We start from the raw sequence: 14682 nt of genomic DNA, 5'->3' as shown, positions 1-14682 counted from the left end.
AGGCTTACTTGTTTCTAATGACGATTTTGTCTTTATATGTTGCATCAAGGTATAAAGCCTTTGCATCCGAAGATTTAACGATTGTTTCCATTGCCGGCGCCAAATCGTTCCACTTGCTTTCAGAAAATTCAAATAATATACTAACATCTTTATCCAAGGATGCAACCTCAACCATAACGGCTAATTCTCCTGCTATTTTTATCAACTCTAAGGCCTTTATTTTTTGAATCCATGGCGTTTTTCGTATTGCTTCAACGAGTTCAATCGTACGTACTACCGGGAAAATGCTTTGGCGTACTCCATTGGGATTTGCTTCATCCGGCACTAAGGGAGGCATGGAATTATGCCATTTTAAAGTCAGTAAATTGTGGACATCCGGATTGGCTTCACTCCACAAAGGGTTGCTCTCATGCCACGTCATGCCGTTGGAAGTAATAAACCATCTTTCGTTATGCCAATTAACGATAAAGATTGGTTGCAGACAAAGCCATTCAATCACCACTTCTCCCCATCCATCAACTCTAATTAAGAAGCGAACCGGGTATTTCTTCTCCATCTCCATCTTCCATGACGGGTAGCCTATAAAAAGTAAAGGCCAAAATCTAGCAGATGATCTACTTATCAAGCTGGCTGTTTCTTTCTCTATCAAGACGTTTTCCGGAACAACATCTATATTTCTCAGTCTAAAAAGATAAAGTTTCTCTTCAACGCCATAAAAAAAACCACAAGCAACGGACATCACCATTAAGAGGGATATTATCCTCATCTTGGCTGTCCAAACTTTACTCAATATATCACGTCCATCATACAGCGTCCACCATCACATGGATGCTGTTTCTTGCTTATTGAAATTCGAGATAATCACGTTTAATATTTGACTCCCAAACACATCAACGTCACCTGCTCCCAACGTCAAAAGAACGTCCCCAGGTAGCAAATCTTCAACGACCTTGGAGACGACCTCTTCCTCGGCAACGGTAAGGCAATACTCATGAGCGTAATCATTAATCAGGCAGTTTGTTATTAGATCTGAACTAATACATTCCTCTAGTTTCTCGTCAGCCGGATATACAGGTAGAATATACACTATATCAGCATTCATCAAAGCCTCAGCAAACTTTCTGTACATGGCTTTTGTGCGCGTGTATCTGTGGGGTTGAAATATCACGATTAACCTGCGTGACGGAAATATATTGCGCATAGCATCTAAAGTAGCGCGAATTTCTCTTGGATGATGTCCATAGTCATCGTAGATATATATATCGTTACTTGCCCCTAGACACTGCAATCTTCTTTTAGTTCCCTTAAAATTATAAAGTGCTTTTTGGATCGTACCAAAGTCTATGTTTAGCAAATCTCCAACAGCACAGGCAGCCAAGGCGTTCAGGACGTTATGTTCACCTGAGACTCTAAGCTTGACGCTACCCATTTCATTACCTTCTTTTACAGCGGTAAACAAAACGCCCCCACCCGGTCTATGTTTTACATCGATAGCGCCCCAATCCCATCGTTTCCCCCAACCATAGGTAACACAAAAGGGAGAAAAAAGCTTTGACACAGCCTGACATCCAATATCTTCCCCGCATATCACAATTTTCCCATCACTTTTTCGATTCGATAAAAAGCGAATAAAGGCGTCTTGAACGGATTGAAAAGTGGGATAGAAATTGACATGATCCCAGTCTATATTTGTAATTACCGGTATATGGCAGGCAAACAATTCAAAGGAACCATCGCTTTCGTCCAATTCCGATACCATATATGCTCCCTGGCCCAACCTCGCATTGCCTCCTATATCAGACACCTCTCCTCCTATCGCCACGGTCGGATCGAGACCTGCAGCATCCAACACGGTCGCAATCATGGACGAGGTAGTGGTTTTGCCATGAGCCCCTGCTACACCGATGCCTTTTAACTGATTAAACAAAGCGCTTAAAATATCGCCCCTTCTGGCTACGCATACGCCAGCTTTTCTTGCGTAATCAAGCTCGATGTTGTTCCACGCAATCGCACTGCTGTAAATTAACAAATCTGGTTTAAAAATATCAATGTGGGATGCACAGTGGCCGCTTAAAACTTTTATGCCAAGTTTCTCTAAATTGGATACATAATTCGTCCTTGCAACATCACAACCGGATACTTCATAGCCCAGCCCTTTAAGCAAGTGAGCCAATCCGCTCATGCCGGCGCCTCCAACCCCCATTAAATGAAGAGATCTTGTATTGTCCCCGAAAATCATCGATTTCCTAAGCACATTCAATAGAGCCCTCCCCTTTCGTAGAAAAAGACAATATCGCATTCCAGAAACGGGCACATATATCGTTTCTTTTAATATCACACCCACCATTATTACAAAGCTTGCGCATATCGGATACCTCTAAAAGAGCAGCTTCCAAAAGCTCGATATTTTCGTTCTCGCGCCATATTCTACCCTTTCCTGAGCGCAAGAAGAGTTTGGCATTTGCTAACTGATGATCGTCTGAAGCTCCTTCCCAAGGTATCAATACACCCGGTACATCATAGCAGATAAGTTCCGATAGTGTCGATGCCCCGCACCTCGTAACAGCATAGTGAGCCAATGAAAAATGAGCCGATAAATCCCAGGAGGGAGGGATAGCTACGACGTTGCTCGAAAGCCACTGCAAACCGCTCTTTTCGTTAGTTCCAACCAACATGAAAATGTGATCTTTTAAAGAATCGTGCTTTGCAACTTCAGTAATAGTTTGCATTAGCGGCTTGCCCCCAATTGAGCCTCCCATCACCAATGCAAATATCTTAGACGGAACTATACCCTTGCCTCCAAGCAATTCCCAGGCTTTTTGTCTGTCCATAAGGTTTATTCTTCGCACGGGAACACCAACGGGCATAAAACTTTTTTTATCTAAATAAAGACATTCATTCCAACCCGTAATGATTGGAATCCTTCGTTTCGAGCACAATCGTGTAGCTTTTCCAGCAATGGCATTTTGCTCATGTGCGATCATGGGGACATTTAGAAAAGATAGCAAAGCAAAGGGAACCGATAAGTAACCACCAAAAAGAACGATTACATTAGGTTTGAATTCCTTGATTAACTTATGTGCTTTTACCAAAGAAAAGATAAATTCTTTCCAACGCAAAATAGAGCGCACCCCCTTCACTCCAAAGGGAGAACCTGATAAGGGCAATATTGCGTGATCCACGTGCAAAGCTTTGTAAATTTTGCGCTCTAGTTCTCTGCTTCCACAAAGATAACCGACTTCAGCAGGTAAATTATTTTCCCTTATCCAATCACCTAATGAGACAGCTGGCAATATGTGTCCTCCTGTACCACCAGCAACAAACATGATTTTCAATGTATTGCTCATTTATCCAAAAGCGCTCCTTAATTATTATTACTACTTAACATCGGCTGAACAACGCAATAGCAAACCAATCTTCACCCATGTCGCAGAAAGAGCACTACCACCATAACTCATAAAAGGCATCGCCTTCCCCGTAAGAGGAATCAAGGTGGTCACTCCACCAGCGTTGATAAAGAAGGGTATCAAAATAGAAAGCCAAAGACCTAGGACTAAAAATCTTAAATATTCTTCATCCGCATCGCGCCAAAGAAGATAAATCCTCCTTGTCATTAAGGCAAAACCACCAATCACCAATAGCGAGCCTATGACACCAAGCTCCTCAGCACATATAGCAAAAATGAAATCGGTGTGAGCAGCCGGTAAATATTGAAGTTTTTGCAAGCTCCTCCCAAGTCCAACCCCCCAGAAGCCACCGTTCGCAAAGGCAATTAATCCCTGAATGATCTGAAATCCTTCGTTTAAGGGGTCTTGCCAAGGATCAAGCCATGCCTTTAAACGTCTTAATCTATAGGCGGCACTAAATGTTAAAACAATTATCGGCACTGCGGCTATAAAAGCCAAAAACAAAGGGTATTTCCATCCATACTTCGCTATAAAAATCCCGAATCCCAAAATCAGAAGGATTAAAGCAGAACCTATATCTGGCTGAAGAAGAAGCGGAATAGTGCTTATCATTAAAATTCCGATTGTGCGGACAAAGGCTTTTTCAGAACTCCCCCCTTCTCTAGAAATAATATCAGATAGATGAATAACTACTGAAAATATCAGCATCTCCGAGGGTTGAAACGAAAAAGGACCCAGCCTTATCCACCTGGACGATCCACTTACCGACATGCCCAAAAAAGGAATTATCGTGGCAAATGTGAGAGCTATAGCGATAATCCATAAAAGGCCAGAGCAGCTCCTCCACAGCTTAGTCGGGATAGAGTATGTTATTGCCATGCCAACCAAAGAAATCAATAACCACTTTATTTGCTTTATTCCGTATGTCCATGGCGAACCAAAGAATTTTAAAGAAAAGTAACCAGAGGCAGAAATGATCATTATGATCCCAAATATCGATAAAACCAGAGGGACCACTAACAACAACATATCAAAAGAGTACATATTTTCACATCTTGGGGTTTCAGTTACTCTCTCGTCCATTTTTTACTACACAAGCCTCAATTAAATTTTTTACGATTTCTTGAAAATCTTTTCCCCTCTCGTGATAGTTTCTATACATATCCCAACTAGTGCAAGCCGGGGAAAGCAGGACTATATCCCCTGGACAAGCCATTTCAAAGGCTTTATAGACTGCCTCTTTCATTGAAGCCGCCAAATAAAAATTACTAAAGCCTGCGCTTCTCAAGCTTTTTGCTATGACCTCTTTTTCTTCACCCAACAATACCGCTGCCCGTACATGTTTTTTTATCGCCCCAGCAAGTTTATCATATTTCTCTCCCTTTCCCCTACCTCCCAGTATCACCACTTTGACACCCGGAATCGAGGCAATGGCAGTAACGCTTGAAGCCACGTTTGTTCCCTTTGAATCATCTATAAATACTACCCCATCTTTTTCGCCCACCTTTTCACAACGATGAGGAAGGTTCTTAAAATCAGGGAGAAATTCGCGTGCTCTTTCCACTTCACACCCGAGATAATATATTGCAGCCATGGCCATAGCAGCATTTTCAACGTTATGGTACCCGAATAAGGATAGCGACTTGAGTGGGAAAAGCCTTATATGTCCACCTTCTGTCCTTAAAAGGGCTTCTGAATCGTTTAGAATGAGCTCATCTTGCACTCTTTCTGCATCATGCATGAATTTTTCGAAAGACCAATACAAACGGGCTCCCCTGCCCTCACGAACTTGTAGGATTTCTTCATCTTGTGCGCGGTAAACCAAACACCCTTTGGGAGAAAGAAGCTCTATTATGCGTCTTTTAGCATTAACGTATGCTTCAAAACTGCCATGCCAGTCGAGGTGATCGGGATAGATGTTGGTAATAATCGCAACATCACAACTAAAGCGCTTTGTCCAGTGAAGTTGGAAGCTACTTAACTCTACTACAATAAAATCAAGGGGCATCATCGCAAAATCGGCCAAGGGGATGCCAAAATTGCCAGCTAGAGCGACGTTATATCCCATTTTTGACAACAAATGGTTTATCAAAGCCGCTGTAGTGCTCTTGCCGTTGGTGCCAGTAACGCCTACGATTTTACCTGACAAGTAGGGGTAAATGAAATCCAGCTCGCCTTGCAATGGCGTACCTGTTTTGCGGGCCATTTGTACCGGAAGAGTTTTATCTGATATCCCTGAGCTTAATACTACCAAGTCGCAGTCGAGTAATGCCTTTGTGTGTTCACCCTCTTCCCATTGTATATCCTTTTCGCGAAACAGGGCTTTAGTGTTTTCATCTAACTTTCCTTGCTCCGTCACAAATACATCAAAATTCGCACTCTTTGCCATCAATGCCAAGGATTTCCCACTAATGCCGCTTCCTACAACAGTAACCTTCATCCCCTAGATCACCTGCCAGGTCCATAAGGCCCCTAAAAGAGAAATCCCCATAAGGTGTATCAACCAGAATCTGACAACTATGTGTTCCTCAGGCCATCCGCATAATTCAAAATGATGATGCAATGGACTCATCTTGAAGATCCTTTTTCTAAAGCACTTAAAAGATATCACCTGAAGTATCACGGAGACTATTTCAATACCGAAAATAAAGGATATGGGAAATATCAGCAAAAGATCTCCCGACATTGCTACGTTACCCATTAAAAGACCAGCGATAAAATGCGCTCCCACATCTCCCATAAACACCCTTGCCGGATAGGAATTGTACCACAAAAACGATAAAACACACGCTAAGCCGACAACTAGGGACAGTCGGCAGGGTTCGATTTCTAGAACGAAAAGAAGTGCTACCAAAGATATTACTGAGGCTCCTGCTGCAAGCCCGTCAAGGCCATCAGTTATGTTCAATGCATTATACAAGCCTACTGCGAAAAAACAAAGAAGGACGAAAGTCAAAATAAAGTAAACAGAGGACGAATCTGAAATTAAATAAAAAGGAACCTCCTTAGCAGTAATCCATGCCCAAGGCAAAACAACCATAAATTGTCCCAGCAACTTTTGTCTTGATGTTAAACCCTCACTTGACCTTCTAACAATCTTTATGACATCATCCGTTAACCCTACGGCAGCCCCCCCAAAGGGCAACCACCATAAAATGAACTTGTCGATTATACTTGACTTATCATTGCTTACAAATGCTAAAGCAATCAAAGACAACGCTATAAAAATGACCCCACCCATGGTGGGTATGCCTGCTTTTAAAACCACGTGACGCTTCGGTCCGTAGCTTTTAGGCGTTTCCCCCCATTTAAATCTGCTAAAAAGCTCTATCCATAACCTTTGCAAAACGATTCCTAATATCATCAACAAACAAAAATAAAGCATCAAATATTTATAACTCATCTAAGGACCACCGATCGTAAATGCGCTCCATCTCATAAAATCTTGAACCTTTAACTAAAACGACGTCGCCAGATAGCAGGATGTCTTTTAAATAACTGCTAACCTCTTCTATTTCTTCAAACAGAAGAACAGTTTTTGTTGAATTAGCGTGCAAGTCGTCCCATTCCTGTCCATATAAAACAGTGATATCCGCAACAGATGTAACGACTCCTAAGACTTCTTCATGAAATTGCTTTTCGCAACCACCCAATTCCCTCATGCCGCCCAAGACCGCCACTTTACGCCCTCGCCAAGGCATGGCCTTTAAATTATTTATGGCTGCCTTGACCGAAACAGGGCTAGCGTTATATGACTCATCGATGAATAAAATACCTTCTTTGCTTTGCAACAAAGCGCCCCTACCCCGCGGAGATTTCATGTGACGCAAGCTTGAGGCTATTTCATCAAAACCAACGCCCATCTCTAGGCCAACGGCCAAAGCTACGGCCATCGCATTGACGTTTTGCTCTCCCCATAATTTGCTTTCAACTTCTTTTACTCCAAGGGGAGTAGCTATAGACACCCTTCTAGAATAATTTAGACCGTCCCACCGCAAAGAAGTATCTAAAATCCTGAAAGGGCACGACGGATTTCTTCCAACGCTGATTACTTTTGAAGGCTTATATGGAAGCTCTACAAGCCCTTCCCTCAAGATCGAAGAATCGCCATTTATTAATAAAACATCGCAACAGTCAGTGACAATTTCCAACTTGGCCTGAAGTATACCGTTGATATCACCAAATCCCTCCAGATGAACTGGATCGATGGACGTTATAACTGCAATGTTGGGCGTAAAATAACTGACCATCTCTGCAATTTCCCTCTTGGCATTAGCTCCCATCTCTAACACGAGAAACTCCGAATCCCTGGGGGCAGACAATATCGTTAACGAACAACCCAAAAGAGTGTTATGATTTCCCCTTGATATATGAGCTTTATATTTTCCCCGCAAGACAGCACCGATGACATCTTTAGTGGTTGTCTTTCCGACGCTTCCGGTGACTGCTATGATTTTCTTCAGCGATGGAAGGCAAACAAGGTACTTAACAGCAGCTTCAACTATCGCGTGCTCCGGGGAAGGCACTCCAAACAAAGAAACATCCTGATCACGCGAAATAGCAAGGTACTTTGGCACTTCCTCGTCCCTTAAGATTATTCCTCTTGCACCTCGATGTACAGCATCTCCTATGAAATTATGCCCATCCACCCTGCTTCCCTTCAGAGCAATAAAAATGTCGCCTTCCTTTACATTTCTGCTATCGGTTTTTATTGAGATAGGCAGCGAAATATCCGCTCCACAAAGGCTAGAACAATTGAACGTCTTTCCTATGGTAATTGAAGAAGGATCTTTCAAAAAACTCATAAAAACTTCTTCCCCCTTGAATCACACCATTCCTTCAACGCGTCAAAATCACTGTAAGCCACCACGTGATCCTTAAAGATTATCTGACGTTCTGGCCCTTTGCCTGTAATCAAGACCACGTCGTTTGCACGAGCATGATCTAAGGCAAAATGTACAGCTTCTTTTCTATCGATGATTATTTTGTAGTCCGGATCCCGAGAACTTGATTTTATGCCCTCCACTATCTGAAGCGCGATTTCCCCTGGATCTTCGCTTCTGGGATTATCCATGGTAACGACAATATGATCTGCCAAACTGGCCGCCACGCTACCAAGCAATGGTCTATTTTCCCTAAAGCGATCGCCGCCATGTCCAAAAACTAGCCACAACTTTCCACCACATAAAGGCCTGATTGTCGAAAGGGCTTTCTCTAAAGCATCTGGAGTATGAGCGTAATCTATTACACAAATCGAACCATCCTCTATAAAGTATCTTTCGAGCCTTCCCGGCACAGGAGGACACGTCTCAAGACCCCTTCTAATTACATCTGGCGAAAAATTAAGCGACCAAGCTGTGCTACAAGCGGCCAAAGCATTATATGCATTATGCTCGCCAATTAAAGGTAAGACAACGTTTGCCAGCGTTATCCCATCAGGTAAGACGATGTCCATGACAATGCCCTCAAGAGAGCTACTAACTATTGAACCATAAAACCTCCCTTTTTTCCTTTGCCGAATCGAAAAACTTAGGGCATAAGGCTCAAATGTTTCTTGTATCATCTTGCCATAAACATCGTCAACATTCGTCGATACTTTCCAGCCCCCGCGCATGTATTTTTCAAGCAATTTTTTCTTTGCTGCAAAATACTTATCCATATCGCCATGATAATCGAGATGCTCTGGTGTTAAGTTTGTAAAAATTGCTCTATCGTAAAAACATCCAACGATGCGCCCCTGCTCGATACCATGAGAAGAAGCCTCCATAACGCAAGCATGACAGCAATTTTTCACCATCCGGCTTAACAAGTTTTGAATCAAGGGCGCCTGTGGAGTTGTTCTTTCAGCTTCTTCTTCCTTTTCGCCATCATAATAAATAATAGTACCTATTAAACCGCACCTCATTTCGCCAGCATCTAAAATACTTTTAATTAAATAGGTTGTCGTGCTTTTACCGTTGGTACCGGTCACGCCAATCAAGAGCAACCTGCTCGCCGGTAATCCATTAAAGTATGCTGAAGCATATCCGCAAGCATCTCTTGCATTTGTAACTATCAACTGAGGTATGTTAAGATTTTCAATCCTTTCAGTCGCAAGCACAGCTATAGCACCATTCTGCTCAGCGTCGTGAGCAAATTCTATTCCTCTTCTTTTAGTGCCATCAAGGCAACAAAAAAGGGCACCTCTTTGTACGTGCCTGCTATCTATACAAATGTTGGAAACATTTTGTGATAAACTATCTAAATTCGGAGCTTTTATTTCCTTTAGACATCGTCGTTGAAAGAGAAATTCTGCTAGACTTTTGAGCGATACTTCCATTAGCCGTCACCTGTCCATTCTAGTTATTAATCTCAAATCCGCTTGTCATAATCTCTTCCACTATAGATTTGAAAATGGGAGCTGCGACAAGACTCGCAAGGTAACCTTTCGAACGTGGATTACCTATCACTATGACCAAAACATAATGCGGGCTCTCATGAGGCCAAAAACCCGCAAAGGTCGCCACATGGGCATCTTTTAAATATTGACCCTTGTACGCCACCTGCGCCGTCCCGGTCTTGCCTGCCACCTTTGCTGCTCCTACATCTGCTTGCTTGCCAGTGCCCTCCACTACTGCACGCCTTAAAGCCGTTCGAAGTGATTTTGACGTGCTTGACGAAAGCACTCGTGCAATCTCGCGCCTTTGACCGCAATAAACTCTGTTACCTTTTCCATCGAAAACTTCTCTTGTTACATAAGGACGGATTAAAACGCCTCCATTGGCAATTGCCGAAAAAGCTTGAGCTAACTGTATGGGCGTAATCGCAATGCCCTGACCTAAGGAAATATTAGCCGGCACAACTCCCCACCATTGCGATGGGAGTGGAAGCAATCCTTCTTCTTCTCCCGGCAATTCTACGCCTGTGGGAATGCCAAAGCCCCAGCCTTTTAACGCGTTATAAGTAAAGTTCGGGGGCATCTTCATTCCTACTTGAGCCATTCCTACATTGCAAGAATTTATAAGTATCTTGTAAATGTCCTGCGATCCGTGAGCGCGGCCCCCTACTTCGCGAATGACATGATCTGCTATTCTTATAGACCCACCACAGCGGAAGGCGCTTTTTGCATTAACATATCCACCATCCATGGCGATGCCCATCATTATGGGCTTGAGAACAGAACCAGGTTCATATACTCTTCCTATAACATTGTTGCGAAGTCTTTCATCTGTAAATGTACCCCTATCCTCCGGATCAAAAGAAGGGTAGCTTGACATCGCCAGTATTTCGCCCGTCATGGGGTCCATACACATGGCAGCACCCCACTCCGCTTGATTTATCTCAGCACCTTTTTGCAAGGCGCTGTCAACGATATATTGTAGCCTCCAATCGATAGTAAGAATTACTTTGCTCTTAGGAAAAACTGACCCTTTGTCGGACAAAGTAGAGGCCATTTCAAAATAGTTCCCTGCCGCGTCTCTTACTAAGGTCCTGACTTCCGGAGGAGTATACAGAAAAACATCCCATTGCCTCTCGACGCCGGCGAGCCCTTTTTCGTCTATATCAACGAAACCAAGCAAATGAGCCATGTACTTTCCAAAGGGATAGGAACGTTCCATTTCTTTGACGCCATAAATCCCTTTTAAGTTTAACGACAAAATTTCTTCTCCCTTGGGTAAAGGCAATTTGCGAGTCAGCCAAATAAACCTTCCCGCAAGGGGTTTATGTAATCTTTCAATTACGTTTTTCGGCAAGTATCTTGACAAAATCGACAATTGATCCGTATCCCAAAAGACAGGATCAACGAACAAACTCCATCTTGGCACCGACAAGGTAAGCGTAACGCCATTTCTGTCGGCTACGACGCCTCTTGACGATGTCGCCAAAATTTGTTGCCAGTACTGGCTTTGTGACCAAAAAACGACCTTAGAATCGGGAACAAGGCATAGCTGAAAAACCCTAGCGGTTATGACAGCGAAAACTAAAAAAATTATATGCCAAATGCCCTTAGACTCCCTCAAAATTGATCCTTTCGCTCCTCCCTGGCGCTAGCAAAGGGATTAAGCAATTTTAAGATCCCCCTCTTCTCTGTAATCAGAGGTATTGAGGCTGTGAACGGCGATTTTTCATCTCGAGATACAGCAGCGACTCGGATAGTTGTGTCAATCCCTAAATCTTTTGTCATGCCTAAGCTACCACTTGCGTAATATACCACACGATCGGGCGCCATTAAAGAGAGGAGGCGTTGAGATAGGAGCAAATTCTTTTGCTGCAATTCATCGATTTGTTGATTTAGTACGATTAACTCGTGCTCAAGATACAAACTATAAAAACGAAGTCCAGCAAGCCCGAGGAGAGCCAAGGAAATTAATATGATATAGCAGTACACCCCCTTTTTCCCCATCCTTGCTGCCAATTTCTTCGCCCCCTCACTGCCAAGATTAAAACTTTGCAAATGCTCTCAGCTTAGCACTCCTGGATCTAGGATTACTTTTAATTTCTTCCGCCTTCGGCGATATCGGTTTTTTTGTATATAAACTTCCTAAGCCATCAGTTTCCCACCGTTTAAATGTATGTTTAACTAGACGATCCTCCAAAGAATGATAACTAAGGACCACGATAATGCCTCCGCTTCGCACGCATCCTGCGCTTTTCTCCAATCCCATTTTTAACGCATTTAACTCGTCGTTCACGGCAATTCGAAGCGCTTGAAAAACCCTTCTGGCCGGATGCTTTCCCATGCGCCTTTGAACTTTCGCCGGCAGGGCACCACGAATAATATCAACCAGCTCTGACGTTGATGAAATTTGGCCGTAGCGATCACGATGACGCACAATTGCCCTTGCCAATAGGCGCGAAAAACGCTCCTCTCCATACTCATAAAAAATCTTCGCTAACTCATCATAGGTTAACTTATTAATAAGATCGCAAGCAGTTACTGTCGCATCTTTATCCATTCGCATATCGATAGGGCCTTCTTTGTTAAAGGAAAAACCCCTCTCTTCATCGTCAAGTTGCAAAGAGGAAACCCCTAAGTCAAACAAAATTGCATCTGCATTCTCTTCTTTTAGTAGGTAAGTTTTTACGATCTCATCGATATGCTTAAAATTAGACTTGAGTAACAAAACTCTTTCTCCAAAACATTCCAGTCTTTGAGCAGCCATAACTAGTGCTTGATCATCTTGATCAATACCTAAAAGCCTAACTCTGGGAAACGAAGAAAGAATCTCGAAAGCATGTCCCCCTAACCCAACCGTTGCATCTATCACATAGCTCAAATTATCAATTTTCGATAATATAGCTATAATTTCCTCCGACATCACGGGAATATGTTTTACTTCTCCCATTCTACGCCCTCAACTATGGAAGGAAAGTTCGCCAAAATGTCTTGCCTGTATTCGTTCCATTTGTCGCGATCCCATATCTCTAAATGATCACCTACACCGATAACGCTTACTTCAGAGTTTAAAGAAGCATGGGATTTGAGCATCTGCGGAAGTAATATCCTGCCAGCGGAATCAACTGAAAGCTCGTGTGCAGTTGCCAAAAAGACGCGCAAGAAATCTCTTGCCTTGCTTCGTGAGAAAGGCATTCGTTGCAATCGCTCGAGCAGCTTCTCCCATCCGTCTTTCGAGTACAAAGAGACGCATTGTTCAACTCCAACGGAGGCAACAAGCTCATCTCCGAGCTCTTGCCGGAATTTAGACGGTAATACTAAACGCCCTTTCTTGTCCAAGCGATGCTCATAGGTGCCTATCATCATCTTTCACTTCATCCCACTTTATGCCACTTTCTACCACTTTACCATCAAGTCAATCCATAATGCAAGCCCCGAGACCTAAAAATTTCAAAAACTTTAAGGTCTCGGGGCTTAATATGTTACTCTTTCGAGCATCCCGTAAGCCGGGTTCTGTGACAACGATGGCCATTTCTCTAAGAAAGGACTCGCGCCCTTTCTTAAGCGATCAACCCGGAGGTCGGCGGGCCACCTCATCCCTCCCTATTTGATCTTGCTCCAAGCGGGGTTTGCCTGGCTCATCGGTCACCCGATGACCGGTGGGCTCTTACCCCACCTTTTCACCCTTACTCCTAAAGGGAGCGGTATGTTTCTGTGGCACTCTCCCGAGGCTCGCGCCTGCTGGATGTTATCCAGCGCTTCGCCCTATGGAGCCCGGACTTTCCTCATTCCTATGCGGAACGCGGCCATCTGGAATACTCGGATATCTTGTACTAATTCTGTTTTAAAGATATCATCATCATGGACTTTATGCAACCCAGCCGTCCGAAAGATATTTAGGGAGGTTTAGAGAGGTATAGAATGGAAACACAATTTTCCCCTATGCAGGGATACGAGAAATTCAAGAAGAAAATACGAGCATTGATCGATATTGATTTAGATGCCTATAAATATCAAATACATAGGCGGGCTCACATGCTAATGCAGCGTTGGAAATGCGCAAACTATGATGAATACTATGAGATGCTAAGAAAAGATCCTGAAAAACGCAAGGAATTCCTTGATTATCTTGCAATTAACGTTTCAGAGTTCTTTAGAAACCCTTCCATATGGCGGTCCCTACGAGACAAAGTTTTGCCAGACATTATAAAAGACAGGGGTAAAAGAATAAAGATGTGGAGTGCTGGTTCAGCCACCGGCGAAGAAGCATATTCCTTGGCAATACTAGCTTGCGAACTAAACTTGCTATGCCCTCCTTTTATCGAAGCTTGGGATATAGATGAAGAAGCAACAAATATAGCTTTGAAAGGAGTCTATCACCAGCGACAAATTACAAATGTCCCCAAGGAATGGTTAGAAAAATACTTCACTAAAGTTCAGGATGAACACATTAGAGTAAAAGATGAAATTAAAAGGCGCGTGCAATTTAAGATAGTTAATTTATTAAGTACGCCATTTCCACAAAATTTATATGATCTAATACTATGTCGCAACGTCATGATATACTTTTCCTCAGAAACGAAAAAAGAACTTTATCCGAAGTTTATTCAGGCTCTAAGACCCGGTGGTGTTTTGATGGTAGGTGCTACTGAACATATATACAATTACCGGGATCTAGGATTAGAGCCCCTTGGTCAATTTTTGTACAAAAAGTTAGTATAGTTCGCAAAATCCTAATCATTAACTCTTTGTCTGTTTTCTTTCCCCGCAATGAAATTGACCGATATAAACACCCCTTCCCATGGAACTCTAGCAATAGCATCGCAGATTCCATGGGAAAGGTTCATGCTATTTGCCCTTAAGCCTAGATGCACGTACAGAAACAGCAATATTTATTTG

The 14682-nt window shown here is 43.0% G+C and carries 13 protein-coding genes and 1 other RNA gene; 1 reads left to right on the top strand and 13 read right to left on the bottom strand.

The features are described from left to right. Positions 1–4 precede the first annotated feature (4 nt). The 13 genes from Q7P41_RS06330 to rnpB all read right to left on the bottom strand — a co-directional run bounded on the left by Q7P41_RS06330 (position 5) and on the right by rnpB (position 13605). The gene (locus Q7P41_RS06330) at positions 5–790 is read right to left on the bottom strand and encodes a hypothetical protein (RefSeq protein WP_303882952.1); all 786 of its coding nucleotides are present in this window, start codon (positions 788–790) and stop codon (positions 5–7) included. A gap of 30 nt (positions 791–820) precedes the next feature. Next, positions 821–2254, bottom strand: a complete 1434-nt coding sequence (murC, locus tag Q7P41_RS06325) for a UDP-N-acetylmuramate--L-alanine ligase (RefSeq protein ID WP_369693144.1) — start codon at positions 2252–2254, stop codon at positions 821–823. Next, on the bottom strand, positions 2247–3347 hold the full coding sequence (locus Q7P41_RS06320; protein WP_303882950.1) for a UDP-N-acetylglucosamine--N-acetylmuramyl-(pentapeptide) pyrophosphoryl-undecaprenol N-acetylglucosamine transferase: 1101 nt from the start codon (positions 3345–3347) through the stop codon (positions 2247–2249). Before Q7P41_RS06320 ends, murC begins: the two co-directional genes overlap by 8 nt. A 30-nt stretch (positions 3348–3377) precedes the next feature. Then, positions 3378–4451: an FtsW/RodA/SpoVE family cell cycle protein gene (locus tag Q7P41_RS06315; protein ID WP_303882949.1), complete on the bottom strand. Its 1074-nt coding sequence runs from the start codon at positions 4449–4451 to the stop codon at positions 3378–3380. Between the two features lie 19 nt (positions 4452–4470). Beyond that, positions 4471–5847 carry a UDP-N-acetylmuramoyl-L-alanine--D-glutamate ligase gene (gene murD / locus Q7P41_RS06310; protein WP_303882948.1) on the bottom strand — a complete coding sequence of 459 codons (1377 nt, stop codon included), beginning with the start codon at positions 5845–5847 and terminating at the stop codon, positions 4471–4473. Positions 5848–5850: 3 nt separating this feature from the next. Then, a complete protein-coding gene (mraY, locus tag Q7P41_RS06305; protein ID WP_303882947.1) occupies positions 5851–6810 on the bottom strand; it encodes a phospho-N-acetylmuramoyl-pentapeptide-transferase in 960 nt (319 codons plus the stop codon). Next, complete coding sequence (murF, locus tag Q7P41_RS06300) at positions 6800–8212, bottom strand: UDP-N-acetylmuramoyl-tripeptide--D-alanyl-D-alanine ligase (RefSeq protein WP_303882946.1); 1413 nt, start codon at positions 8210–8212, stop codon at positions 6800–6802. The genes mraY and murF overlap by 11 nt, the downstream gene beginning before the upstream one ends. After that, complete coding sequence (locus tag Q7P41_RS06295; protein WP_303882945.1) at positions 8209–9726, bottom strand: UDP-N-acetylmuramoyl-L-alanyl-D-glutamate--2,6-diaminopimelate ligase; 1518 nt, start codon at positions 9724–9726, stop codon at positions 8209–8211. Before Q7P41_RS06295 ends, murF begins: the two co-directional genes overlap by 4 nt. 19 nt (positions 9727–9745) lie before the next feature. After that, positions 9746–11407, bottom strand: coding sequence for a penicillin-binding protein 2 (locus tag Q7P41_RS06290; RefSeq protein ID WP_303882944.1), 1662 nt, complete (start codon positions 11405–11407; stop codon positions 9746–9748). Next, positions 11404–11802 carry a cell division protein gene (locus Q7P41_RS06285; protein ID WP_303882943.1) on the bottom strand — a complete coding sequence of 133 codons (399 nt, stop codon included), beginning with the start codon at positions 11800–11802 and terminating at the stop codon, positions 11404–11406. The genes Q7P41_RS06290 and Q7P41_RS06285 overlap by 4 nt, the downstream gene beginning before the upstream one ends. 25 nt (positions 11803–11827) lie before the next feature. Then, positions 11828–12733 (bottom strand): 16S rRNA (cytosine(1402)-N(4))-methyltransferase RsmH, encoded by a 906-nt coding sequence (rsmH, locus tag Q7P41_RS06280; RefSeq protein WP_303882942.1) that lies wholly within the window; start codon positions 12731–12733, stop codon positions 11828–11830. Beyond that, the gene (gene mraZ, locus Q7P41_RS06275; RefSeq protein WP_303882941.1) at positions 12721–13149 is read right to left on the bottom strand and encodes a division/cell wall cluster transcriptional repressor MraZ; all 429 of its coding nucleotides are present in this window, start codon (positions 13147–13149) and stop codon (positions 12721–12723) included. Before mraZ ends, rsmH begins: the two co-directional genes overlap by 13 nt. Before the next feature lie 121 nt (positions 13150–13270). After that, an RNA gene (gene rnpB, locus Q7P41_RS06270) (RNase P RNA component class A) lies at positions 13271–13605 on the bottom strand. Between the two features lie 99 nt (positions 13606–13704). Here rnpB and Q7P41_RS06265 point away from each other — a divergent pair. Then, positions 13705–14505, top strand: a complete 801-nt coding sequence (locus tag Q7P41_RS06265) for a protein-glutamate O-methyltransferase CheR (protein WP_303882939.1) — start codon at positions 13705–13707, stop codon at positions 14503–14505. The last annotated feature ends 177 nt before the right edge of the window (positions 14506–14682 follow it).

It is taken from the genome of Acetomicrobium mobile (genome assembly GCF_937920065.1).
The sequence above is the reverse complement of the archived record's forward strand: the minus strand, read 5'-3'. Positions and strand labels throughout refer to the sequence as shown.

What these genes read in the sequence shown, in the direction of transcription:
- Q7P41_RS06265 (WP_303882939.1), top strand. Translation starts at nt 13,705, where the DNA reads ATGGAAACACAATTTTCCCCTATGCAGGGATACGAGAAATTCAAGAAG.
- mraZ (WP_303882941.1), bottom strand. Translation starts at nt 13,149, where the DNA reads ATGATGATAGGCACCTATGAGCATCGCTTGGACAAGAAAGGGCGTTTA.
- murF (WP_303882946.1), bottom strand. Translation starts at nt 8,212, where the DNA reads ATGAGTTTTTTGAAAGATCCTTCTTCAATTACCATAGGAAAGACGTTC.
- rsmH (WP_303882942.1), bottom strand. Translation starts at nt 12,733, where the DNA reads ATGGGAGAAGTAAAACATATTCCCGTGATGTCGGAGGAAATTATAGCT.
- Q7P41_RS06320 (WP_303882950.1), bottom strand. Translation starts at nt 3,347, where the DNA reads ATGAGCAATACATTGAAAATCATGTTTGTTGCTGGTGGTACAGGAGGA.
- murD (WP_303882948.1), bottom strand. Translation starts at nt 5,847, where the DNA reads ATGAAGGTTACTGTTGTAGGAAGCGGCATTAGTGGGAAATCCTTGGCA.
- mraY (WP_303882947.1), bottom strand. Translation starts at nt 6,810, where the DNA reads ATGAGTTATAAATATTTGATGCTTTATTTTTGTTTGTTGATGATATTA.
- Q7P41_RS06295 (WP_303882945.1), bottom strand. Translation starts at nt 9,726, where the DNA reads ATGGAAGTATCGCTCAAAAGTCTAGCAGAATTTCTCTTTCAACGACGA.
- Q7P41_RS06315 (WP_303882949.1), bottom strand. Translation starts at nt 4,451, where the DNA reads ATGTACTCTTTTGATATGTTGTTGTTAGTGGTCCCTCTGGTTTTATCG.